The sequence below is a fragment of the Salinispora sp. H7-4 genome (assembly GCF_013416675.1).
In the GTDB taxonomy this organism is placed as follows: Bacteria; Actinomycetota; Actinomycetes; order Mycobacteriales; family Micromonosporaceae; genus Micromonospora; species Micromonospora vitiensis.
The window spans coordinates 188218-211378 of record NZ_JABZED010000004.1; the positions used below are offsets into that span (position 1 = coordinate 188218).

A 23161-nucleotide genomic window follows, 5' to 3' on the forward strand; every position below is an offset into this window, starting at 1 on the left:
GTGGCGCGCTAGATCCAGTCGGTGTGCCGGGGCCACGCCAGCAGCGTGTCGACCACCTCCGGCGGCTCACCAGTCGGCATCGGCGCGACGGCGCGGTAGCGGCCCTTGAAGAACAGCAGCGGACTGTCGTCGCGGCACTCGCCGAGCGCGGTCACCCGGCCCACCACAATCGCGTGGTCACCGCCAGGGTGCACGGCCTCGATCCGGCAGTCGGCCCAGGTCAAAGCTCCGGTGAGGATCGGCAAACCGTTCGGGGAGGGAGCCCAGGCGACCTCGGCGAACTTGTCCGCGCCCGATGCGCCGAAGACCCGGGACAGCGGCCCGTCCGCCTCCCCCAACACGTTGACACCGAACACCCCGGCGTTGTGGATCCGACGCCAGGTGGCGGAGCTTGCCTGGGGGCAGAACAGCAGGAGTGGTGGGTCCAGCGACAGGGGGGCGAAGGCCTGGCAGGCGAACCCCGCCGGGCCTTCGTCGTCGAGCGTCGTGATGACGGTCACGCCGGTGCAGAAGTGGCCGAACACCCGCCGGAACTGCTGGGTGTCCACCACCGCTGCAGTAGTCACCCGACCCGCCGGAACTGGTGGCCCCACACGCTGTGCGCGGTCGTCTGCCGAGCGATCCAGGTGCGGTCGTCCACAGTGTCGCCGTCGGTGCCGTACTCGATGTCGAACCCACTCGGTGTGCGCAGGTAGAACGAGATCATGCCGTCGTTGGCGTGCCGACCCAGGGTCGCGACCATCGGGGTCTTGTTTCGGGTGCCACGGTCCAGGGCCCGGCCGACGTCATCGATGGTCTCGGTCTCGATCATCAGGTGGATCAGGCCACTGGGGGCTGGTATCGGAGCCAGGGCGACGCTGTGGTGTCGCGGGTTACAGCCGAGGAAGCGCATCCAGAGTGGGGTGTCGCTGGGCGGCAGGCCGATGGCCTCCGGATGCAGTCGCATCGAGTCGCGCAGCCGGAAGCCGAGCACCTCGGTCCAGAAGCGTAGCCCGGCGGCGTCATCGAAGGTCGGCAGCACCACGTGCCCCATGCCCTGCGCGCCGGTGACGAAGCGGGTGCCGTACGAGCTGTGCGCCGGGCGGCTGTCGAGCTCGGCCCCGCAGTAGAACTCCAGGCGGTTACCGGAGGGGTCGTCAACGCTGATCATCTGCGCCACCCGGCGGTTGGCCAGCTCGTCCACCTCCGCCGTCTTGATCACGGTGCCGGCCCCCTCGAGGACGCCGGTCAACCGGTCGAGCGCGGCGGGGTCAGCCAGCTCCCAACCACTGGCGGCCAACCGGTCCCGCTCACCGGGTACCACCACGATCCGCGCGGGCAGGTCGTCCATGCGGAGATAGGCGGCCTCCGGGTCGGGGCCGCGGCCCTCGGTCATGCCGAGCACCTTGACGCCGAACTCCCGCCAGGCGGGAACGTCGGTGGCTTCGACCCGGAGGTAGCCGAGGGATCGAATGAGACTCACGGGCGGTTCCCTTCCAGGAAATCGAAGGCGAGGCGATTGAACTCGTCGAACTTCTCCAGGTGTGCCCAGTGTCCGCAGCCACCGAAGACGTGCAGCCGGCAGCGGCGGATCAGCTTGAGCGCGACCAGCGCTCCATCGAGCGGGTTGACCCGGTCCTCGCGACCCCAGACCAACAGGACCTCGTTGCGCAGCCGGTGCGCGTCGCGCCAGAGCAGACCCTCCTCGTAGAGGTCCGGGTCGGCGAACGAGGCGCCCAGCGCACGCATGCCGCGCATGGTGTCCCGATCGGTCGCGGCGCGCATCCGTTCATCGATCAGCTCTTCGGTGACGAAGGACTGGTCGAAGACGAGCGTGCGCAGGAACTCCGCCAGCTTCTCCCGGCTGGGGCCGGGTGGGGCGCCGAACGCGGTCAGCCGCTTGACCCCCTCGGTCGGGTCGGAGGCGAAGACGTTGAGGCTGAGCCCGCCGGGGCCCATCAGCAGCAGCCGGCCGGCCCGCTCCGGATAGCGCAGGGCGAACCGGACCGCGGTGCCGCCGCCGAGCGAGTTGCCGATGAAGTCGACCCGGTCCAGGCCCACCTCGTCGAGCAGGGCCGCGAGCCGCTCGGCCGAGTGCGTGAAGTACTGGTGGCCACTCGGGCAACTCTCGGACCCTCCGTATCCCGGTTGGTCAACGGCGAGGGTGTCGAACCGCTCGGCGAAGACCGGGACCGTCCGCCCGAAGTTACTCCAGGCCGAGGCGCCGGGCCCGCCGCCGTGCAGCAGCACGACCGGGTGTACGCCCGCCGGCCCGGCCCGGTGGTAGTGCAGCCCGGCGGCGGTGGCTTCGATGATTGTGCTGGTCGTCATGGCGTCCTCACACCATCGCGTCCGCGACGGACAGGCCGAACTCGCCGCTGCCGTACATGGACAGGGCGCGTTCGGGATCGTTGATGGCGTGCACCCGGCCGGCGTGTGCGTCGCGCCAGAAGCGCTGGATCGGGTGGCTCGTGTAGATCGCCCGACCACCGGAGTTCTCGAAGAGCCGGTCCGCGGCCTGGATCGCCAGCTCGGTGCCCCGAACCTGGTTGCGACGCGCCCGCAGGCGCAGCCGCATCGGCAGCTTCTCCCCCGCCGTGACCAGTCCCATCAGCTCGCTCATGTCGGCGGTGAGGGTGAGCCAGGCCGCGTCGACGTCGGCAGCCGCCCGGGCGACCCGAACCTGCGAGTACGGGTCCTCGGCGGCCCGTACCCCGGCGTAGGCGGCGCGGACCCGCTCCCGCATGTGGTTCACGTGCGCCTCGTACATCCCGGTCGCCATCCCGATGATCGGGGCGGTGATCGTATACGGGAAGATCGAACCGTACGGGATGCGGTAGAGCGGCCCGGAGTTGCGCTCCTGGCCGGGGCAGACGCACCGAGCCGTGTCGCCGAAGCTGAGCGACCGATACGCCGGGACGAAGGCGTCGGAAACGACGATGTCGTTACTACCGGTGCCCCGCAGGCCGATCGTGTGCCAGACATCCTCGATCCGGTAGTCGGCCGCGGGGAGCAGGAACGTGCGGAAGTCGGCGGGGTTGTCGTCCTGGCCGGGCACGATGCCACCGAGCAGGACCCAGGTGGCGTGGTCGCATCCGGACGAGAAGCTCCACCGTCCACTCACCCGGTATCCCCCGTCGACTTTCTGGATCTTGCCGGTGGGGGCGTAGGAGGAGGACATCAGAGTGCTGGGGTCAGCGCCCCAGACGTCCTGCTGGGCTCGTTCGGGGAAGAGGGCCAGCTGCCAGTTGTGCACCCCGATCACCGATGCGACCCAGCCGGTCGATCCGCAGGCGCTGGCGATGTCGCGAACGCAACTGAAGAAGGCCGTCGGGTCGGCCTCAAGCCCGCCACACCAGGCCGGCTGCAGCAGCCGGAAGAAGCCGGTGGAGGCCAGTGATTTGAGGTGCTCGGCGGAGAGCGTTCGGCGGTCCTCTGTCTCCTGGGCCGCCTCCCGCAGAACGGGTAACAGCTCCCGTACCCCCCGTGCGACCAGTTCGGCGCCCTCCATGAGATCCCCTCCGGTGGCTTGGCTGAGGAACGTGACGATCCCTATAATAGAACACGTTCTACTTCTCGGCTACTATACGAACAGCAGGACCTGTAACACGTTCCATCACAACTGAGGAGCGACATGACCAACGTCGAGGCAGTACGCACGATCGACAGCGGGGTTCTGCCCACCAGATTTGCCCGCGGCTGGCACTGCCTGGGACTCGCCGACTCGTTCCGCGACGGCAAACCGCACGCCGTCGAGGCGTTCGGCACCAAACTCGTGGTTTTCGCCGACTCGACCGGCACCCTGCACGTGCTCGACGGGTACTGCCGCCACATGGGCGGCGATCTGACGATGGGCACCATCAAGGGCGACGAGATCGCCTGCCCGTTCCACGACTGGCGCTGGCGCGGGGACGGTCGCTGTACCACGGTGCCGTACGCCCATCGAGTTCCGCCCCGCGCCCGTACCCGCTCCTGGCCCACCTGCGAGGAGAACCACCAACTGTTCATCTGGAACGACCCACAGGGCGCTCCGCCACCGCCGTCCGCGGCGATCCCCCGCATCGACGCCGCCTTCTCCCCCGAGTGGACCAGCTGGACCTGGGACTCCATCCGGATCGACGGTGCCAACTGCCGCGAGGTTATCGACAACGTGGTCGACATGGCGCACTTCTTCTACATCCACTTCGCGTTCCCGACGTTCTTCAAGAACGTGTTCGAGGGCCAGGTGGCCGCACAGTACCTGCAGACCCGGCCGCGGCCGGACGTACCGACCGCCACGCGACAGTCCGGGGATGCGACGCTCCGCTCGGAAGCCGCCTACTACGGACCCTCCTACATGATCGACTACCTCTTCAACGACTACCACGGCATCGAGGTGGAGTCCGTACTGATCAACTGCCACTACCCCATCTCGGCCAACTCGTTCATGCTGCAGTGGGGCATCATCGTCAAACAACTACCCGGCCTCACCGCCGCGCAGGCCGACAAGGCGGCGGCGAAGTTCGCGGCCGGAATCGGGGTCGGCTTCCAGCAGGACGTCGAGATCTGGAAGCACAAGAGCCGGGTCGACAATCCGCTCCTCTGCGCCGAGGACGGCCCGGTGTACCAGCTCCGCCGCTGGTACGAGCAGTTCTACGTGGACGTTGAAGAGGTCACCGAGGACATGGTGGCCCGCTACGAATTCGAGGTCGACACCAGCAGGGCTGTCGAAACCTGGACCGCCGAGGTGGCGGCCAACCTCGATCGACAAGCCGATTCCGCGTCATGAACCGCACCGACCCGCCCACCGAGCGGCAGGAGTATCTGAGCGGCGGCTATGTGGAGCTGTCCTGCACCCGCTGCGCCGCCCAGGTCCGGGTACGCAAGTCGAGCCCGCAGCAGACCAGCGTGCAGTGGAGCACGCGGGCCGCCCGCCGATGCCCCGCACTGACCAACGACGAACAGCGGCCCGCACCGGTGCCCACCTGCCCCGACCTACGCACGAGCATTCAGCACGCGGTACGTACCGGAAGCCTGGGGGTGGCCTGATGTACCACCGGCTGCGCGTCGCTGACGTGATCGAAGAGACGCCCGACGCGCACTCCCTGGTCCTGCGCGTGCCACCGGAGCTGACCACCGAGTTCGCCTACCGCCCCGGCCAGTACCTCACCGTCCGCGTGCCGCACGGCGAGGGAATCCTGGCCCGCTGCTACTCGCTGTCCAGCTCTCCGTACACCGAGACGGATCTGAAAATAACCGTCAAACGCGTACCCGACGGGCCGGCATCGAACTGGATCTGCGACGACATCCGCGCCGGAGCCAGCCTGGAGCTCATGCCCCCGGCCGGCTCGTTCACCCCCGACTCGCTCGACGGCGACCTACTTCTGCTCGCCGGCGGCAGCGGCATCACCCCGGCGATGTCCATCATCAAGTCCGTACTCGCGGCCGGTCGCGGCCGGCTTGCCCTGGTGTACGCGAACCGCGACCAGCACTCGATCATCTTTGCCACCGAGCTGGCCACGCTGAGCGAGCTGCACGGCGACCGACTGAGCGTGACCCACTGGCTGGACAGCGAACGCGGCACCCCGGATCCCGCCACGCTGGCAACCCTGATCAGCCCCTATGCCGGATGGGAGACCTACGTCTGCGGTCCGGCGCCCTTCGTCGTGGTTGCCCAGGACACGCTACAGCGCGCTGGCGTGCCGGCAGACCGCATCCAGGTCGAACGCTTCGAGGTCGCGCAGCGTACGGCTGACGACCGCGACGCCACGCTCGAAGTTGAACTCGACGGCCAGACCCACCGACTACCCTGGCCGGCCGGCGCCCGCCTGCTGGACGTGCTGATCGCGGCCGGGCTGAACGCACCGTTCTCCTGCCGCCAGGGCCAATGCGGTGCCTGCGCCTGCCGATTGCTGGACGGTCAGGTCGACCTCGCGCACAACGAGATCCTGGATGAGGAAGACTTCGCCGCGGGCTACATCCTCACCTGCCAGGCCTTCGCCCGAAGCGACGAGGTGTCGGTGACCTACTACTGACCGGCGGCCAACCGCCGCCGTGGTCCCGAGCGGCGGTTGGCGTGCCCGGCCGTCAGCCGCTGCTCTCCTGGCCCCGGATCGCGGCGCTTCGGCCCGCCCGCCGGCCTGAGAAGACACAGTCGGCCAACGACAGCCCACTGACGTAGCTACGGGAGCAGATACCGACCGCGGTCCGGCCGGCGGCGTACAGGCCGGGCACACCGACGCCGTCGGCGCCCAGGGCCTGCCCGGTTTCCTCGTCCACCCGGAGGCCACCGAGGGTGAGCATGGGTGCAGGCGCGAAGAGCCGGGCCCGCACCGAGAAATCGACCAGCGAGTACGGCGGAACGGCCAGGGGCCGAACCTGGTCGGCGGGTTTGCCGGTCGGGTCGGGGCCAGCCGACTGATAGGCCGTGAGGGTGTCGGCGAGCTGCTCGGGATTCACTCCGGCCCGGCGGGCGACCGCCGCTGGTGTCGCCGCGGTGACCCGGCCGAACGTCAGCAGCCACCGTGCCTGCACGCGCTGGAACCACAGCGTCTGGGCCCGCAGCTGCCGGCGGCACTCCGCGCGCAGGGCGCCGTCGAGCAGCAGCCAGGCCCGCGCACCCGGCGCGCGCACGATCGCCTCGCCGACGGCCGCGCCATAGCGGGACTCGTCGCAGATCCGTCGGCCATCCCGGTCAACGAGCAGGCCGCCAAGCATCGCCGCGGGCGGGGCCAGGAATCGCCAGATGCTCATCCGGTCCAGGTGGGCGGTGGCTGCGCCAGCCGCCACGCCGAGCCGGATCCCGGAGCCGTCGTCACCGGGCGTGCCCAGGCGCATCCCACCGCGGTACTCCGGCGCGTGGGTACGAAGCAGTTCACGGTCGAAGACGAAGCCGCCGGCGGAGAGCACGACACCGCCGGCCGCCCGGACCCGCAGCCGACGGCCGTACCGCCGCTCCAGCCAGGCGACTGGCCGGCGCAGCGCGCTCCCCAGGGCCGGCAGGTAGACACCGGGCCGGACCGCACAACGGTGCAGGAGACGGTGGGCGAGCCGGACCCAGCGGGGGGCACCGTGCAGGGTCCGGCACTCGACTCCGGTGATTCGGCCGTCGGGGCCCGTGACGAGCTGCTCGGCGCGGGTCTGCGCGAGCAACTCGACACCGCGGGCACGGGTGGCAGCGGCGAGCCGGGCCGCGAGCAACCGACCGGAGGTACCGCGGGCGTGCACCCGGTGGCCGCGTGGCGCCGGTGGTGCCCGGTGGGCGAAGGAGGGCTCACTTCCGGAGTAGTACAGGTAGTGACGATCGGTCGGGTACGAGGTCTTGTATGGACAGAGGCTGGCCTCGAAGGGCACGCCGAGGCCGGCCAACCAGTCGATCGCGTCAGCGCTCTGCTCGCAGAACCGGCGCAGGGTCGCGGGAGAGACGGTGTCGCCGACCTCCTCGCGCAGGTAGTCCAGCATCGCCTGGGGGGTGTCGGTGACCCCGGCCGCACGCTGCTGCCGGGTCCCGCCGCCCGCATAGATCACCCCACCGGACATCGCGGTGGTGCCGCCGCCGGAGAAACGGTCGAGCACCAGGACATGCGCTCCCGCGTCGGCCGCCTCGACCGCGGCGCAGGCCCCGGCCGCGCCGAAGCCGACCACCACGACGTCGGCTGTCTGGTCCCACTCCTCGGTCACCGCGCCTCCGTAGTGTTCCGCAGGTCAATGTGGTCAGCTGCGCCGACCACGAGGCAGACACCGTCCCCGACCGGTGGTGGCGAGCCGGATAAAACTATAACCTGTTCTCGTGTCGATACCGGAGCAAGAATTCGATGTTGTCGTCGTCGGCAGCGGCGGTGCCGGCATGGTCGCGGCACTCACCGCGGCGCACCGGGGGCTGAGCGCGGTCGTGCTGGAAAAGGCCGATACATATGGCGGTTCCACCGCCCGCTCTGGCGGCGGGCTCTGGCTTCCCGGCAACGAGGTGCTGGCCCGGGCCGGGGTCGCCGACCGAGCCGAAGATGCGCGCACCTACCTGGCGTACGTCGCCGGCGTCGACGCCACCGCGGCCCGGCAGAACGCGTTCCTCGCCGCCGCACCGGAGGTGGTCAGCTTCGTCCGCGACCACACCCCACTCGACTTCGCCTGGGTGCCCGGCTATCCGGACTACTACCCCGAGGCTCCCGGTGGGCTCCCGGGCGGGCGCAGCATCGAGCCGCTCCTGCTCGACACCCGGTTGGTCCGAGCTGACCTCGCAACACTGGCCGCGCCTTACCAGGCAGTGCCGGAGGGGGTGGCGATCACCCAGGTCGACTACCGATGGCTGTCGCTGGGCCTCCGACATCCGCGGGCGATCCGCACCGGGGTCCGGCTCGCCGCCCGCGGCCTGGCCGCCCGGATCCGGCGCCGGCAGCTGCTCACCATGGGCCAGGCGCTCGCCGCCGGGCTCCGCGCCGGCCTGCGCAACGCCGGTGTCCCGGTCCGGCTCAACACGCCGATGACCGACCTGCTCCTCGAACGGGGCCGGGTCACCGGGGTTACCGCCCAGCAGGCCGGCGCCCCGGTGCTGTTCCACGCCCGACGAGGTGTGGTGCTGGCCAGCGGCGGGTTTGAGCGCAACCAGTCGATGCGCCAGAAGTACCAGGCGGGGATCGGCACGGAGTGGACCACTGGCGCGGCCGGCAACACGGGTGACGGCATCGAGGCGGGCGGACGGCTCGGGGCCGCCCTCGACCTGATGGACGAGGCCTGGTGGGGGCCGTCGATTCCGCTCCCCGGCGGACCCTTCTTCTGCCTCGCCGAGCGCAACCAGCCCGGCTGCCTGATGGTTGATGCCAACGGCCGGCGCTTCGTCAACGAAGCGGCCCCCTACGTGGACGCGGTGCACGCCATGCTCAGCCCGGGGGTCGACCAACCGGCGTGGCTGGTGGCAGACCAAACCTACCGGGACCGCTACCTGTTCGGCGGCCGGGCCCCACGCTCCCCGCTACCACGGCGCTGGTTCACCTCGGGGGCGGCGTACCGCGCCGACACCCTGGACGACCTGGCCAACCAGATCGGGGTGCCCGCCACCGCGTTGACCGGTACCGTGCGCCGGTTCAACGAGTTCGCGCAGCGCGGTCGGGACGACGACTTCCACCGCGGGGACTCGGCCTACGACCGCTACTACGGCGACCCGCGGCACCGGCCCAACCCGTGCCTGGGCGCCGTGGCCCGGCCCCCGTTCTACGCGTTCCGCATGGTCCCCGGTGACCTGGGCACCAAGGGCGGCCTGCGGACTGATGAACGGGCCCGGGTGCTGCGTTCGGACGGCACCGTCGTACCGGCGCTGTATGCGGCGGGCAACGTCAGCGCCTCGGTGATGGGGCGCAGCTACGCCGGCGCCGGCGCGACCCTCGGCCCGGCCCTCGTCTTCGGCTACCTGGCCGCACTCGACCTGGCCACGACGGCCGCCACCCCCACCCCCCTCCTGGAGGACTGATGCCCATCGACCCCGCCGTCGCCGTCGGCGCCGAACTTCCCGGCCGGGACCTGAGCTGGGACAGCACCGACGTGCTGCTGTACCACCTGGCCGTCGGCGCTGGCCCCGACGAGTTGTCCTACGTCTACGAGGGCGCGCTGCGTGGGGTTCTGCCCACCTTCGCCACGGTGGCCGCCACCCTGCGGGACACCGAGCCGCCCACGTTGACCATGCCCGGCATCGACATCGATCTGGCCCAGGTTGTTCACGGTCGGCAGGAGCTCGAACTACACCAGCCGATCCCGGCGAAGGGCAGCTGTGCGGCCCGCTCGCGGATCGCCGCCGTGTACGACAAGGGCAGCGCGGCGGTCATCGTCACCGAGACCAGCACCGAGCTGTTCACCAGTCGGATCAGCATCTTCGTCAAGGGTGCGGGCGGATTCGGCGGGGAACGGGGGCCGACCACTCGGGTGCCGGTGCCCGACCGGGCACCCGACGCGGTGGTGCTCTCCCCCACCGATGCGCGGCAGGCCCTCTGGTACCGGCTCTGCGGCGATCGCAACCCGCTGCACGTCGACCCGACCTTCGCCGCCCACGCCGGGTTCCCCCGGCCGATCCTGCACGGGCTCTGCACGTACGGGATCGTGGCGAAGGCGGCGATCGACACCCTGCTCGACGGCGACCCGGAGCGGGTGGCCGGCTACCACGCCCGCTTCGCGGGGGTCGTCTTTCCGGGCGAAACCCTGCGCACCGAAATCTGGCGGGAAGACGATCAGCTGGTGCTGCGCGCCTCGGTTGCCGACCGGGACAACGCCCCGGCCCTCTCCGACGTGAGCATTACCCTTCGCTGAGGACTAACGCGGCACGCGAGGCAACCCGAGCCCCGCGGACGCGATCAGTTCCCGCTGGATCTCGTTGACCCCACCGCCGAAGGTGAGCACGAGGTTCCGCTTGGTCTGGACGTCAAGCCAGGTCAGCAGCTCTGCCGTCGCCGGGTCGGCGGGGTCGCCGCGGCGCCACACGACCTCCTCCAGTTCCTGGCTGAGCCGCAGTAGCCACTCCGACGAGAAGACCTTGGTGACCGAGGCGTCCGCCACATTGGGTTCGTCCCCGGTCGCCGACCAGTTGAGCAGCTCGTTGATGCGCCGGCAGGCGGCGACGCGAGCGAGGACGCGTCGCACGTCCGGGGCTTCGAGCAGGCCCCTCGCGTACGCCCAGTCGTGTACCCGTTCGCCGAGGGCACCGAGCCGCCCGGCCGGGCCCAGCATCACCCGCTCGTGATTGAGCTGCGTGGTCAGCAGTCGCCAGCCGCCGTTCTCGGCACCCACTCGCCGGGCCACCGGCACCCGGACATCAGTCAAATAGACCGCGTTGACGTGGTGCGCCCCATCGCACGTCATAATCGGCGTCCACGAATAGCCGGGGTGTGTCGTATCCACGATGAGGATGGAGAGGCCGTGATGCCGGGACGCGCCCGGGTCGGTGCGACAGGCGAGCCAGAGGTAGTCCGCCTCGTGCGCCCCGGTGGTGAAGGTCTTCTGACCGTTCACCACGTACGTGTCCCCGTCGCGTACCGCCCGGGTGCGCAGCGCGGCGAGGTCGGTGCCGGCCTCGGGCTCGGTGTAGCCGATCGCGAAGTGCAGCTCCCCGGCCAGAATGCGGGGCAGGAAGAACTCCTGCTGTTCGGGCGAGCCGTGGGCGAGCAGCGTCGGCGCCACGGTCTGCAGGGTGACCGCGGGCAGCGGAACGTCGGCGCGGGCTGCTTCGTTGACGAAGATCTGCTGCTCCACCGGGCCAAGCCCACCGCCGCCGAACCGGGTCGGGAAACCCAGGCCCAGCCAGCCGTCCCGGCCGAGTCGACGGATCAGTTCGCGGTAGACCACGCCGTGCCGCTCGCGCAGCAGGATGGCGCGCTCCGCTGGTGGCAACACCTCGGCGAGGTACGTGCGCAGCCGCGCCCGCAGGGCGTGCTGTTCCTCAGTCAAATCGATGAACACCTTGGGCTCCCAGTTGGTGCAGGCAGTACTCGGTGCCGCCAAGGTGCCGGACCAGGTCCCGGACCAGGGCGGTATGTCGGTGTAGCGGGTAGTCGACGACCAGCCCCATCCCCCCGTGCAGGTGATGGCAGGTGCGCAGCGCCGGCTGGGCGACGCTGCTCAGCCAGTACGCTCCGGTCCACCCGTCGGCGTCCTGGCCCACCTCGGCACTCCAACTGGCGGCGAGCGCGGCCAGATGCATCGTGCGAGCGGCGACGTACACATCGGCGATCTGCTGGGAGACCGCCTGGAACGTGGCCAGTGGGCGGCCGAACTGCTGCCGGTCTCGCACGTGGTCGGCGGTCAGCTGTAAGGCACCGGCCAGCGCGCCGTCGCCCAGCGCACAGGCTCCGGCGACTGCGAACCGGCGCAGCTCGATCTCGGCGTCGCCCAGTGGCTCCGCCGCGGCGCCCTCGAGCCGCAACATGAACTCGTCGGCCCCGGCCGACGTCGGGGTGCGCAGCAGCGTCACCCCCGGCGCGGTGGGATCGATCAGGGCGACTGTCGGCCCGCCCCCGCGTACTCGCACCGGGACCAGAACCCGGTAGGCCGCGTCAGCGTCCGGAACCGGACCGCAGGACCCGGTGATCCGCCAGCCGTCGGTGACCGGCAGCGGCGTCCCCAGGGCAGCCGTCAGAACCTGTCCCTCGAGCACGCCCGACAGCAGCTCGCGTTGCTGCTCGGGAGTGCCCGCTCGGGCCACCGGGAGGACACCGAGCGACAGCGTGGACCAGGCGGGAACCCGGGCAGCGCGCCGCCCGATCTCGGTGAGCAGTACGCCGATCGCCATCGCGCCCAGTCCCGCGCCGCCCAACCGCTCCGGCACAGCGAGGCCGAGCAGGCCGGACTGACCGAGGGCCTTCCACAGGCGCTCCGGCGTGCCCTCGCTGTCGCTCAGCACCTCGTCGGCGAGATGAACGATCGACTGCTGGGCATCGTCGAGCTCAAAGTTCGGTCCCATTTTGCTATTAGAACACGTTTCAGTTCAGGTCGACACCTGCCCTTTATGGATCACCAGGGGCAGGCCCCGAACACCAAAACCAGCCACGCCGCGATCCATTACGACAGAATTCACGGAAAGGACGGCGTGGCTGACCCCGGAAACGACCTCAGTCCAGCAGCGCGACGAGCTTCGCCAACCCCTGCTGGCACGCCGTGGTGGCCTGCTTCTGCAACATGCCGTCCATCGCGCCCTTCAACGCCGGGCCGGCAAACTCCATCTCGTAGGTGATGTGCGAGCCCCCGCCGCTCGACTCGACCGCAATCACCATCTTCGCCTTGACGCCCATCGGGCCGTCGCCCGCCTGCTCCAGGCGCCCCGGCGCCTCTGCCTTCGTCACCCGCCAGGCCATCTCGGCCGGCATGCCCATCAGCTTTACCCGCTGCTGATAGGTCGTCCCCTCGCCGAGGGTTTCCGGCACCTCGCCGGCGAAGCCCTCGTGCATCATGTTCCACTCGGCAACCCTCGGCAGGGCCACCACGAGCTTCCAGACCTGCGCCGGATCCGCCTTCGCGTCGGCCTCGACCGTCACTGTAGCCATCGTGATCTCCTCTTCGAGATGAATCTAGAACAGGTTATAACAGGGGAATTGATTCCACCAGGTTTGATCATGGCGGCGCTCAAACCCGAGGGCACCCAGTCCGCCACTGACCACCACCGACCACCGTCAACGTCCACCACCACCGCCGAAGGGCACCGTCACCACCACGGCCACCGCCACCGCCACCGCCACCGGCCATCGCCACCGCCACCGCCACCGCCACCGGCCATCGCCGCGATTTGGAGCCGCCCGACCAGGACACACCCTTCCGCCGGCTTGACGCATGCCGTTATAGGAATACTATGGCCGTCATGGCGCGAGCAGCGACGACATCGGACGCCTTCAACGCGATCGCGGAGCCGCAGCGTCGAGACATCCTCGGGCTGCTGCGGGCCGGTGAACGGCCAGTGACCGATCTGGCCCAGGAACTGGGGATGAGCCAGCCGCAGGCCTCCAAGCATCTGCGGGTGCTCCGGGAGGTGGGGTTGGTGCGGGTCCGCGGGGTGGGCAGGCAGCGCCGCTACAGCCTGGACGCGGAAGGGCTGCGGCCGGTCCACGAGTGGATCGGCGGATTCGAACAGTTCTGGAACGAGAGTTTCGACCGACTGAACAGCTACGTCCAAGACCTCAAGCACGACAGGAGAAACAGCCAGTGACAGAGACAAGGCAGGACGCGCAGCCGGCGACGACGGACCGGGAGATTGTCGTCTCCCGGCTCATCGACGCCCGGCAGGAGCTGGTATTTGAGGCGTTCACCGAGGTTGAGCACCTGTCCCGATGGTGGGGCCCGGAAGGGTTCACCACCACCACGTACGCCTTCGAGTTCCACGAGGGTGGAGTCTGGGACTTCGTGATGCACGGACCGGGCGGGACCGACTACCCGCAGTGGATTATGTGGACCGAGATCGTCCCACCCAAGCGGATCACACTGTTGCACGGTGCGTACCGCGACGACCCGGACACCTTCGAATCAATCCTGGACTTCACGCCCCACGACGCCACGACCCGGGTCGTCATGCGCAGCATCTTCCCCACCCGACAACTACGGGACCGGGTTGTGCTGGAGTACCACGCGATCGAGCGCGGCGAGCAGACGCTGGGCAAACTGGCCTCCTACGCCGCCGAGGTCGCCCGGAAGGGGGCCCGCTGATGCCGGGCAAGGTGTTTGTCAGCCTCTCCATGTCGCTCGACGGCTTCAGCGCGCCCGAGTCGATGGAAGGTCTCCACGCCACGCCCGAACAGCGAGAGCGGGACCCGCGGCTCGACTACTGGATGGCCCAGTGGATGGAGCTTCAGGGGTGGCTCTTCCCGCAGCGGTACTTCCGGGAACGGCTCCACCTGGGGGAAGGCGGCGAGGAGGGGACTGACAACGACATCGTCCGGCAGACGTTCGAACGTACCGGCGCGAACATCATGGGCAAGCGCATGTTCGCACTCGGCGAGCACGCGTGGCCGGAGGAGGCGCCCTTCCACGCCCCCGTGTACGTCCTCACCCACGAACGGCGCTCCCCCTGGGAACGGCCCGGCGGGACCACGTTCTACTTCGTCAACGACGGCATTCAGCACGCGCTGGATCAGGCCCGCGAGGCCGCCGGAGAGCGGGATATCCGCATCTCCGGCGGCAGCGAGACGGTCCTGGCGTACCTCAACGCGGGCCTGGTCGACGAATTGTCGATCTCGGTAGCACCGGTACTCTTCGGCGCCGGCACCCGCCTCTTCGAGGGCGTGGACGCGTCCCGGATCGCGCTGAAGCCAGTTCATTCGACGTCGTCGGCACGGGTGACCCACCTGACCTACACGGTGCACCCACGATAACCGCGCAGGTTCTCCCTTCTGGCGGGACCAGATCCACCTGAGATCAGAGGGCGGAGCAGGTCGGCTCGGCTGTCGCGATGCCCGGACCGGTGCCGGTGAAGCCGAACGTGGTGCTGCTCCCGGCCGCCAGCTGACCGTTGTACGACTCGTTGAGCACCACATTCACGCCACCGGTGACCGTCCACCGGCCATTCCACAGCGAGGCGATCGCGGTCCCGCCCGGGTCGGTCCAGGTGACCTGCCAGCCGGCGATGGCTACCGTGCCGGTGTTCTCCACGGTGACCTCACCCTGGAAACCTCCCGGCCAGGTACTCGTCAGCAGGTACGTGGCGGTACAGCCACTATCTCCACCACCACCACCGCCGGGTGGGGTGGTGACGGTACGGGCCGGGGATGCGGCGGAGACGTTTCCCGCCGCATCCCTGGCCCGCACGGTGAAGGTGTATTCGGTCTCGGCCGCGAGGTCGGTCACCTGATAGGTGGTGCCGGCGACGGTGGCGACGGTGCTGGGCGGACCGCCGCTGGTCGCACGTCGTACCTCATAGCCGACGACTCCGACGTTGTCCGTGGCGGCGTCCCAGTTCAGGGTGACCGTGGTGGAGGTCAGGGCACTGGCCACGGGACGCCCCGGTGCGGTCGGCGCGACGGTGTCGTTCCCGCCGCCGGCGTAGCGCTCGGTAAGGCTGATGCCGGTTGTCGAGGCTTCACCACCGAGGCGTACCTGATGGTCCAGGCTGACGAACTTGCCGTTGTACTGCCAGAGCGCCGGCTTGAGCACCTCTTCGTACTTGACCTCGTCCCAGGTCTGCCAGTCGTGTTGCAGCAGGCCGCCGGTATCGCCGGAGTTCGGGTTCAGGCACCAGAAGGTGTGGTGGATCCCCTTCTCGGCCATCAGGTCCCGCAGGGCCTTCAGCCACCTGTCCTGCCGTTCGTCCTGCCCGAACCGGCCACCCCACTCGCCGACCAGCAGCGGTGCGGTGTCCTCCTCGTGGAGGTAGAGCCAGTTTGGTCGCCACACGTCGTTGGTCAACGTGGTCTTGTCGAAGTCCTTCTGGAACCACGGCTGCTCGTGTACCAGCGGCCCGTAGTCGTGCGGCGAATAGACCAACTGGTCCTGGTGTGCGCCCAGATTGATCGGGTGCTCCTTCGCCCCCCGCAGGTTGCCGCCCCACCAGTTGTAGTGGTAGTTGGGGCTCTGGTCCGGGTCGGTGTTGGGTGAGTCCCAGCTCTCCCCCGGGCGTGGGTAGACCTCGATACCCTCGCAGAGAATCAGCACGTTCGGGTTGATCGCGAGGATTCGATTGCCCGCCGTCTCGCAGGCGTGTTTGAAGTTGTCGGTGTCGCTGGTGCTGTCCCACTTGGCCCGGGGTGGGTTGTCCGGGGTGCCGTGCGGCTCGTTCTGGATGTCCATCGCGACGATGGTGTCGTTGTGCTGGTACCGAGCGGCGACCCACTCCCAGCCCTGGTAGAACAGCTCCGGGGTAATCTCCCCCTTGTACCACATCGGGTAGAAGTGGCCGGAGTTGTCAGCCTCAGCACTGTGCACATCGAGCATGACCTTCAGCCCGTACTCCTCGCAGAGGGCCAGCCAGTAGTCGAAGATCTGCAGGTTGTCCAGGCCGGTCAACTCCGGGTTGACCGACAGATTCACGTTCGGCAGCACCGTCTGGCCGGCCTTCCACTCCAGCAGCAGCTCCGTGGAGATCGGCACCCGTACGATGTTGATTCCGCGCTCAGCCATCTGCCGCGTGATGGTCTCGATATTGCCGGCCCAGAGCCCGTGGAAGACCCGTTCGGTGGCGTTGTAGCCGAACCAGTTCGCGCCGGTCAACCACACCTGGTTGCCCGCCTCGTCCACGATCTTGTTGCCGTCGGTGTGCAGCCAGTCGGCCGCCGGCGAGGCTGAGACGACCTGCACCTCCAGCTGGGGCGCGGTGGTGGCGAACGCGGCCGGGGCGGCGGCCGTCAGCCCGAGAGCTACGCAGGCCGCCACCGCGGCAGCCGGCAATCTTGATTTCACAGACACGGGAAGCTCCTAGTGGCGGTGGTGGTGGACGGTTGGGAGCGTTTCCAGCGATAGATTAAGCTGACTATCGACGTAACGGAAGAGCAAACTTTCCGTAATCACTACTTAACGGACCAAGGCGTATCCGGCCGGTCGTTCGACCGGGATGCGGGGCGTAGGGCACGCCGGCACCGGGTAGCCGGGGGCATGGCGCGGTACACCGATCCGAAGCTACGACGAAAACTCAAAGATGAGATCAAGGCCTCCGACAAGGGCGCCCGGCCCGGACAGTGGTCGGCCCGAAAGTCGCAACTGCTGGTGAAGGAGTACGAGAAGCAGGGCGGGGGCTACCAGGGACCACGAGACGAACGGCAGCGATCCCTGCGACAGTGGGGCCGGGAGAAGTGGCAAACCCGAGAGGGCGGCACCCGGGCGCGCCAGGACGGCGAGACGAAGCGCTACCTACCCGAACGCGTGTGGAAGGAACTCCCCGAAAAGGACCGCCGCGCCACCGACACCAAGAAACGACAGGCGTCGAGGAGCGGCCGGCAGTACGTGACCAACACCGGGCCGGCCAGCCGTACCCGCCGCGACACCACGTCGGTCGACCGGCTACTCGACCTGCGGGTCCCCGACGCGGCGAAGCGGCTGACCGGGCTCGACACCCGCCAACTCCGGTCGGCGCTCCGGCGCGAACGCGCCGGCAGGAGCCGAAAGACACTGGTCCGCCGAATCGAGGCGGAACTCGCGCGCCGGTAGGGCACCCACCGCAGGTGGCCGGGAACCGCAGCACCGCCAGGTCCGCCAGGTCCGCCAAGTCCGGCAGGTCCGGCAGGTCCGGCAGGCTCGGCAGGCTCGGCGTGGCGAGACACCACCGCAACGGCGGCTGCGCCCACTGCCAGGGCCCACCCGCGGAGGTAACCCCGAGGGTGGGCCCGGGGAGCGGCTAGCGCCAGGTGTCGGTGTTGGTGCGGGTCCCGGTGGCCGGGGTGGTGAAGCTCCGGTTCGACTGGGACTCCCAGGTCACCGAACCGTCCGGATTCTTCTTCACATACTTGTATTCGACGTGGGTGCTCGGCGGTAGGTCGACGGTCGCCCGCCAGACCGGGTAGTCGGCCGCGGAGAGCGCGATGGCGTTGTCCGGATTCCAGCTGCCCAGTTCCGCGACGTTACCGACCACAAAGACGTTCTGCCCGAAGTAGGTGTGGACGGTGGCGTGGAACGAACTGGGGATCACCGGGGCGGGGATCGAGTCGCCCCGGAAGGTCCCGGTCAGCGCGTACGTCCCGGAGGCGGGGGTGGTGAAGCTCCGGTTCCCGCCGGACTCCCAGGTCACGTCTCCCCCGCCGGTCACCTTGATGAACTTGTACTCGACCGCGGTGGACGGGGGCAGGTCGATCGTGCCGCGGTAGGTGTTCCCACCCTGCGGGGTCAGCCGCACCGCGGCGGCCGGGGACCAGGAGCCGAGCTCGGAGATGCTACCGACGGCGTAGACATCCTGATCGGCGCTGGGGGTCGCGCTGACCGTGAAGGTCGTGGCGATCTCGTCGGTGGGGTCACCGGTGGGGCTGACCGTCGGCGACGGCGTCGCACCGGGGCGGGCGTTGACGTGGATGGCGACAGCGTTGTTCGCCGGGATGCTCACAGTGGCCTGACCGCCGGTGACGCTCACGGTAGCGCCGGTGCAGCCGCTGCCGTCGGCCGCGCCGGAGATGACGTCGCAATAGTCACCGTCAGCGAGGCCGGTGGTGAAGGTGGCGGTGGCGGTGCCACCGGAGTCGTTGATGCCGATCCAGGCCCGGTCGCCCCGGTGGAAGCCGATCACGTTGTCGTTGACCGCGGTGAAGTCGGCGACGCTCTGGACCGAACGCGCCGCGTTGGCCCAGCCCACCATGCCCTTGATCCCGGTGCTCTGGCTCAGGCAGTTCCAGGCGCCACCGCAGACCGTGTCGGTGACATACCCGCCACCGTTGTGTGGCGGGGACTGATTCCGATTCGACCAGGTGAAGCTGTCGAAGACCGACGGCTTGCCATGCGGGTAGGCCAGCGCGAAGTAGTTGGCGAGCACGTAGTCGGTGCCGTCCTTGTACGACAGCACCACCCCGTCGCGCTCCAGGTCGTGATTGGTGACCATCGAGAAGACGTTGGCACTCGGCGCGTCGAGGTTCCAGTTCGGAATATTGCCCAGCGTCGCGATCGAGCCCTGGAAGGCGGAGCGAATACCCTTGGCGTACGCGAAGTCGAGCACGTCGCCGTTGCCGATGAACGCCCGGGCCTGGAGGTCAGGGTTGTTGGCGCCGTCGAAGATCTCCTGGGCGACGTAGGGACGCCGCCCCTCCGCGACGGTGTCGTCCAGCCGGCTGAGGATTGCCGCGAAGTCGTCCTTCCGGATGTGCTTGACCGCGTCCACCCGGAAACCATCGACGCCGAGGCCGATCAGGTCGTTCAGGTACCCCGCGATCGTGTCTCGGACATACTCCTTCTCGGTGTAGAGATCGGCCAGGGAGAGCAGCTCGCAGCTGGTCACCTGGGCTACGTTGTCCCAGTCGTTGATGGAGCCGTCGGTCGGGCAGTTGTCGCCCGGGCGATGGAAGTCGCCCCCGCCATAGGGAACCGCGGGGTAGCTGTAGCCGGAGAACTCGGTGCCGGCGTAGCCGCGGGTACCGGGCGGGTTGTTGGTACCGGCCATGTGGTTGACGATCGCATCCACATAGACGCGTACGCCCGCATCGTGGCAGGTGGTGACCATGCTGGCGAACTGCTCCCGGTTACCGAACCGGCTCTCCAGCTGGTACGAGACCGGCTGGTAGACCTCGTACCAGGGGTGCACCCCGTCGGCACTGTTGGGTAGGTACACCGACTCCTGCGGCGGGGCCACCTGCACCGCGCCGTAGCCAGCGGGGCCGAGGTGGTCGGTGCAGGCGGTGGCGACCGAGTTCCAGTTCCACTGCCACAGGTTGGCGGTCACCTCGCTGTCGTTGAGGACGACAGCGGCGCGGGCGGAGCTGGCGGTGGTCGCGGCGGTGACGACCGCGGTGCCGCCCACCGCGACCAGCGCGGCGGCAAGCACCAGACGGCCGGTGCGGCCTACTGGATGTGGTCTCGCGGTTTCCATGACGGGACCTCTCGTGCGAAGGGGCGCTCGGCAAGGGCGGACGGCCATCCGGTAGCGAACACGATGCGGCATCCATGAAAGATGTTGCAAGAGTTTTCGGAAACATTCTCGAAACTTCACTGCTCGCCGTCACTCGACCACCAGAGTCACGCACCGGTGGCACGCTAGGGTGGGCGGCATGGCCCAAGTGGACATAGTGGTACGACAGGGCGACGATGCCGTCGTCGCCGACTCCACCGAGTCCCGCTTCCAGCTGGCCTCGGTCAGCAAGCAGTTCACCGCCGCCGCCGCGCTCCTGCTGGTGGAAGAGGGCACCCTACTCCTCGAGGATCCCCTCAGCCGCTGGATCGACGGCTGCCCGGAACAGTGGCGGGACATCACCCTGCACCACCTGCTCAGCCACACCTCCGGCCTCGGCCACTGGGAGGACTACCCCATGATCGATCTGGGGCAGTGGGTCGAGCCGAGCGAACTACTGAAAACCTTTCACTCCGTACCGCTGCAATTCCCACCCGGCGCGGGCTGGAGATACAGCAGCCCGGCGTACGTGCTGGTGGCGCAGATCGTCCAACGATCCGCCGACACGCCCTACCGGGCCTTCCTGGCAGACCGCATCTTCGACCGCCTCGGATTGACCCAGACCTTCGCCGGAATGCCCACCGCACGGCCGAACCTGGCACTCGGCCACGACGCGGACGACCAGCCGTTGCCGACCTGGGAGCTGGACGTGGTCGGCATGGGAGCCGGCGACGTGTGGTCAACCGCCAACGACATGCTGACCTGGCTCGACGCCCTCCAGGGTGGCCGGCTGCTGAGCGAGCCCTACCGCACGCTGATGCTGACCGAACGGGCCCGGACCGGCAAGGGTCCGGCGGAGAGCGGCTACGGCTACGGCGTCTTCCTGGGCGAGCTCAACAACCGGCGGTGGTGGCACCACAGCGGCCACAACGCGGGCTACAAGACCTTCGTCGGGCACATTCCGGAACTGGACCGCCGGTTCGTGGTGCTCAGCAACACCGAGGCGACCACCCCCAGCATCCTGGAGCCGCTGCTCACCTGACGGCGGGCCGGGAGAGACCCGCCCTACGAGGGGTACGGCGGGCCCGTGCGTAGATAGGTGAGGACAGCCAACACCCGGCGATTGGTGTCGTCACTGGGTGGCAGCTCAAGCTTGGTCAGGATGTTGCCGACATGCTTGCCGATCGCCGCCTCGGTGATGAAGAGCTTCCCCGCGATCGCCGCGTTGGAGTGGCCTTCGGCAATCAGCGCGAGTACCTCGCGTTCGCGGTTGGACAGGGCGGCGAGCGGGTCGCGGGGGCGAAGCAGCAGCTGCCGTACGACGTCGGGGTCGATGGCTGTTCCGCCAGCCGCCACCCGACGCAGCGTCGCGACGTACTCGGCGACGTCGGCGACCCGGTCCTTGAGCAGATAGCCGACCCGACGGCCGTCACCACTGTTGAGCAGCGCGGAGGCGTACTCGCTCTGCACGTACTGGCTGAGCACCACGACCGCCAGGTGTGGTTGTTCCGCACGCAGCGTGACGGCCGCGCGGAGGCCGTCATCCCGGTGGTGGGGCGGCATGCGGATATCGGTCACGACCAGGTCCGGTTTCTGGGTGCGGACCGTGTCCAGCAGTGCCGGCACGGAGCCGACGGCAGCGACCACCTCGAAGTCGAATCTGGTCAGCAGGCCGACGAGACCCGCACGCAGCAGAACCTCGTCCTCGGCGAGCACAACCCGGGTCAACGGTGGCATGGCAGCTCCACCCGCAGCACGGTGGGGCCGCCAGCCGGGCTGGCGAGCAGCAACCGCCCGTTGACCGCGGCGACCCGGTCGGCGAGGCCGGCCAGGCCGGTGCCCTGGCCGGGGCTGGCACCACCGCGGCCGTCGTCCTCGACCTCCACGACGAGGTCCTGGTCGGCCTGGGTCAGCCGCACCTCGGCCCGGGTCGCCCGAGCGTGCTGGGCCACGTTGCTGACAGACTCGGAGACCACGAAGTAGGCGGTGGTCTCGACCAACTCCGGCAGGGGTTGCCGGAGGTCGGCGTGGACGGCGACCGGGACGGTGGTGGCCGCGGCCAGTTCCCGAACGGCGCCGGCGAGACCGAGCTCGGCGAGGTGCTGCGGGCGGATGCCCTGCACGATCTGCCGGAGCGTCACCATCAGGGCCTTGGCCTGTCCATGTGCGATGGCCAACGGCTTCGCGGCCGGGGAATCGTCGGGCACGTCGAGCTTCGCCAGGCCGAGCTGGAGGGTGAGGCTGGTCAGCCGGGGCTGGGCCGCGTCGTGCACATCCCGCTCGATCCGGCGGCGTTCGGCCTCGTACGCGTTGACCAGCCGGGTCCGGGAGCGGGTGACCTCCCGCAGCGCCACCCCGTCCACGGGTCCCCCGATCAACCGGCGGGCCACGACCGCCTGAACGGCAACGAGCAGCCCGAGCAGGTACCACAACACCGGAATGCACAGCAGGCCCACGACCGCGTACGGGATCGCCTGGGCCGGGGTGTCGACCGTGGTCTGGACGAGGATGACCCGGTCGCTGTCGGCGGCCAACCAAGGGCTGGCGATCAGCGTGAAGTCCAGCAGAATGAGCAAAAAGAGCATCCAGTACGCGACCGGCACCGCCCCGCCCAGCCAGAAGGTGTAGGCCACTTCCCGCCACGCCGCTGGGCTGGTGTAGCGGGCAGCCAGACCCCGGAGCCGCGCTCCGGCGAGCGGACGCGGGTCAACCAGGCCGAGCCGCCACCGCTCGAGCGGCGCCACCACGGCACTCACGATCGGCGCCAGGGCGAGCATGGCCAGCCCGGCAACGGTGAGGAAGGCGACGACGGGAAGCTCCACCGACTGCCCCTGCCGCACCGCACGGATCGTCGCCCACAGGGGTACGACGACAGCGAGCAGCCCAACGAAGAGGGCACCGGCGATCGGGAGGGTGCAGGCGGCGTACACCAGGGCACGCCACGGCCAGGAAGAGAACAGGTAGCCACGCCGGCGAAGTGCCGCCGCCAGGTAACGGGGTCGATCCAAGGTCATGCGGCACACGCTAACCAGGACAGTTTGGTCGAACCAGCTGCGTACGTGTATTCCTCGGGTATACCCAGCCCTACCTCAGACTGACTGACCAGGCCCAGTGCGAAACCTACCGGGACGCGCTGGACTTGCCGAATGGGTACCGCCTTGGCGCGCACAGCTGGCTGCTCGCCCGTTGAGGGCGGGCTACGGCCGAGCGGGGCGGCCGGGGTGTCCGCCC

General features: G+C 69.2%; 22 protein-coding genes. 10 read left to right on the plus strand and 12 right to left on the minus strand.

The window, feature by feature from the left end:
- Nucleotides 1-8: 8 nt before the first annotated feature.
- From hsaB to hsaA, 4 genes are read right to left on the minus strand one after another with little or no spacing between them, the layout of a single operon-like run.
- Complete coding sequence (gene hsaB, locus H0524_RS06075; protein ID WP_180197763.1) at nucleotides 9-566, minus strand: 3-hydroxy-9,10-secoandrosta-1,3,5(10)-triene-9,17-dione monooxygenase reductase subunit; 558 nt, start codon at nucleotides 564-566, stop codon at nucleotides 9-11.
- Complete coding sequence (gene hsaC / locus H0524_RS06080) at nucleotides 563-1462, minus strand: iron-dependent extradiol dioxygenase HsaC (protein ID WP_180197764.1); 900 nt, start codon at nucleotides 1460-1462, stop codon at nucleotides 563-565. The genes hsaB and hsaC overlap by 4 nt, the downstream gene beginning before the upstream one ends.
- Nucleotides 1459-2310: a 4,5:9,10-diseco-3-hydroxy-5,9,17-trioxoandrosta-1(10),2-diene-4-oate hydrolase gene (gene hsaD / locus H0524_RS06085; RefSeq protein ID WP_180197765.1), complete on the minus strand. Its 852-nt coding sequence runs from the start codon at nucleotides 2308-2310 to the stop codon at nucleotides 1459-1461. The genes hsaC and hsaD overlap by 4 nt, the downstream gene beginning before the upstream one ends.
- Nucleotides 2311-2317: 7 nt before the next feature.
- Nucleotides 2318-3490, minus strand: coding sequence for a 3-hydroxy-9,10-secoandrosta-1,3,5(10)-triene-9,17-dione monooxygenase oxygenase subunit (gene hsaA / locus H0524_RS06090; RefSeq protein WP_018724629.1), 1173 nt, complete (start codon nucleotides 3488-3490; stop codon nucleotides 2318-2320).
- A gap of 123 nt (nucleotides 3491-3613) precedes the next feature.
- On the opposite strand from hsaA, the gene H0524_RS06095 reads away from it, so the two are divergent.
- Genes H0524_RS06095 through H0524_RS06105 form a run of 3 tightly spaced genes read left to right on the plus strand, consistent with a single transcriptional unit; the run spans nucleotide 3614 to nucleotide 5993 of the window.
- Entirely contained in the window at nucleotides 3614-4747 is a 1134-nt protein-coding gene (locus H0524_RS06095; RefSeq protein WP_180197766.1) for a Rieske 2Fe-2S domain-containing protein, read from the plus strand.
- Nucleotides 4744-5007, plus strand: coding sequence for a hypothetical protein (locus H0524_RS06100; RefSeq protein ID WP_018724627.1), 264 nt, complete (start codon nucleotides 4744-4746; stop codon nucleotides 5005-5007). The genes H0524_RS06095 and H0524_RS06100 overlap by 4 nt, the downstream gene beginning before the upstream one ends.
- Nucleotides 5007-5993 carry a ferredoxin--NADP reductase gene (locus H0524_RS06105; RefSeq protein ID WP_180197767.1) on the plus strand — a complete coding sequence of 329 codons (987 nt, stop codon included), beginning with the start codon at nucleotides 5007-5009 and terminating at the stop codon, nucleotides 5991-5993. The genes H0524_RS06100 and H0524_RS06105 overlap by 1 nt, the downstream gene beginning before the upstream one ends.
- A gap of 52 nt (nucleotides 5994-6045) precedes the next feature.
- Here the strand turns inward: H0524_RS06105 and H0524_RS06110 are convergent, their stop codons facing one another.
- Nucleotides 6046-7638, minus strand: a complete 1593-nt coding sequence (locus tag H0524_RS06110) for an FAD-binding protein (protein ID WP_180197768.1) — start codon at nucleotides 7636-7638, stop codon at nucleotides 6046-6048.
- 109 nt (nucleotides 7639-7747) lie between these two features.
- Between H0524_RS06110 and kstD the strand changes: the two genes are divergently transcribed.
- Together kstD and H0524_RS06120 are read left to right on the plus strand one after the other, a co-directional pair.
- The gene (kstD, locus tag H0524_RS06115; protein ID WP_180197769.1) at nucleotides 7748-9421 is read left to right on the plus strand and encodes a 3-oxosteroid 1-dehydrogenase; all 1674 of its coding nucleotides are present in this window, start codon (nucleotides 7748-7750) and stop codon (nucleotides 9419-9421) included.
- On the plus strand, nucleotides 9421-10251 hold the full coding sequence (locus tag H0524_RS06120) for a MaoC/PaaZ C-terminal domain-containing protein (RefSeq protein WP_180197770.1): 831 nt from the start codon (nucleotides 9421-9423) through the stop codon (nucleotides 10249-10251). Before kstD ends, H0524_RS06120 begins: the two co-directional genes overlap by 1 nt.
- A gap of 3 nt (nucleotides 10252-10254) precedes the next feature.
- On the opposite strand, the gene H0524_RS06125 is transcribed toward H0524_RS06120, so the two are convergent.
- The 3 genes from H0524_RS06125 to H0524_RS06135 form a co-directional block, all read right to left on the minus strand.
- Nucleotides 10255-11397, minus strand: coding sequence for an acyl-CoA dehydrogenase family protein (locus tag H0524_RS06125; RefSeq protein ID WP_180197771.1), 1143 nt, complete (start codon nucleotides 11395-11397; stop codon nucleotides 10255-10257).
- Nucleotides 11378-12397, minus strand: a complete 1020-nt coding sequence (locus tag H0524_RS06130; protein WP_180197772.1) for an acyl-CoA dehydrogenase family protein — start codon at nucleotides 12395-12397, stop codon at nucleotides 11378-11380. The genes H0524_RS06125 and H0524_RS06130 overlap by 20 nt, the downstream gene beginning before the upstream one ends.
- Nucleotides 12398-12545: 148 nt before the next feature.
- Nucleotides 12546-12977: an SRPBCC family protein gene (locus H0524_RS06135; RefSeq protein WP_026322156.1), complete on the minus strand. Its 432-nt coding sequence runs from the start codon at nucleotides 12975-12977 to the stop codon at nucleotides 12546-12548.
- Between the two features lie 311 nt (nucleotides 12978-13288).
- Here H0524_RS06135 and H0524_RS06140 point away from each other — a divergent pair, with 311 nt between their 5' ends.
- Genes H0524_RS06140 through H0524_RS06150 form a run of 3 tightly spaced genes read left to right on the plus strand, consistent with a single transcriptional unit; the run spans nucleotide 13289 to nucleotide 14792 of the window.
- A complete protein-coding gene (locus H0524_RS06140; RefSeq protein WP_180197773.1) occupies nucleotides 13289-13633 on the plus strand; it encodes a helix-turn-helix transcriptional regulator in 345 nt (114 codons plus the stop codon).
- Nucleotides 13630-14127, plus strand: coding sequence for an SRPBCC family protein (locus H0524_RS06145; protein ID WP_180197774.1), 498 nt, complete (start codon nucleotides 13630-13632; stop codon nucleotides 14125-14127). The genes H0524_RS06140 and H0524_RS06145 overlap by 4 nt, the downstream gene beginning before the upstream one ends.
- Nucleotides 14127-14792: a dihydrofolate reductase family protein gene (locus H0524_RS06150; RefSeq protein WP_180197775.1), complete on the plus strand. Its 666-nt coding sequence runs from the start codon at nucleotides 14127-14129 to the stop codon at nucleotides 14790-14792. The genes H0524_RS06145 and H0524_RS06150 overlap by 1 nt, the downstream gene beginning before the upstream one ends.
- Before the next feature lie 43 nt (nucleotides 14793-14835).
- On the opposite strand, the gene H0524_RS06155 is transcribed toward H0524_RS06150, so the two are convergent.
- Nucleotides 14836-16785 (minus strand): cellulase family glycosylhydrolase, encoded by a 1950-nt coding sequence (locus H0524_RS06155; protein ID WP_180197807.1) that lies wholly within the window; start codon nucleotides 16783-16785, stop codon nucleotides 14836-14838.
- Nucleotides 16786-17004: 219 nt separating this feature from the next.
- Here H0524_RS06155 and H0524_RS06160 point away from each other — a divergent pair, with 219 nt between their 5' ends.
- Nucleotides 17005-17556: a DUF5872 domain-containing protein gene (locus tag H0524_RS06160; protein WP_180197776.1), complete on the plus strand. Its 552-nt coding sequence runs from the start codon at nucleotides 17005-17007 to the stop codon at nucleotides 17554-17556.
- Nucleotides 17557-17743: 187 nt separating this feature from the next.
- On the opposite strand, the gene H0524_RS06165 is transcribed toward H0524_RS06160, so the two are convergent.
- Nucleotides 17744-19912, minus strand: coding sequence for a carbohydrate-binding module family 20 domain-containing protein (locus tag H0524_RS06165; protein ID WP_180197777.1), 2169 nt, complete (start codon nucleotides 19910-19912; stop codon nucleotides 17744-17746).
- A gap of 178 nt (nucleotides 19913-20090) precedes the next feature.
- Between H0524_RS06165 and H0524_RS06170 the strand changes: the two genes are divergently transcribed.
- Nucleotides 20091-20972: a serine hydrolase gene (locus H0524_RS06170; RefSeq protein ID WP_180197778.1), complete on the plus strand. Its 882-nt coding sequence runs from the start codon at nucleotides 20091-20093 to the stop codon at nucleotides 20970-20972.
- Nucleotides 20973-20995: 23 nt separating this feature from the next.
- Here H0524_RS06170 and H0524_RS06175 read toward each other — a convergent pair whose 3' ends face one another.
- Nucleotides 20996-21667, minus strand: coding sequence for a response regulator transcription factor (locus tag H0524_RS06175; protein ID WP_180197779.1), 672 nt, complete (start codon nucleotides 21665-21667; stop codon nucleotides 20996-20998).
- Nucleotides 21655-22944: a histidine kinase gene (locus tag H0524_RS06180; protein ID WP_180197780.1), complete on the minus strand. Its 1290-nt coding sequence runs from the start codon at nucleotides 22942-22944 to the stop codon at nucleotides 21655-21657. Before H0524_RS06180 ends, H0524_RS06175 begins: the two co-directional genes overlap by 13 nt.
- Nucleotides 22945-23161: the final 217 nt, after the last annotated feature.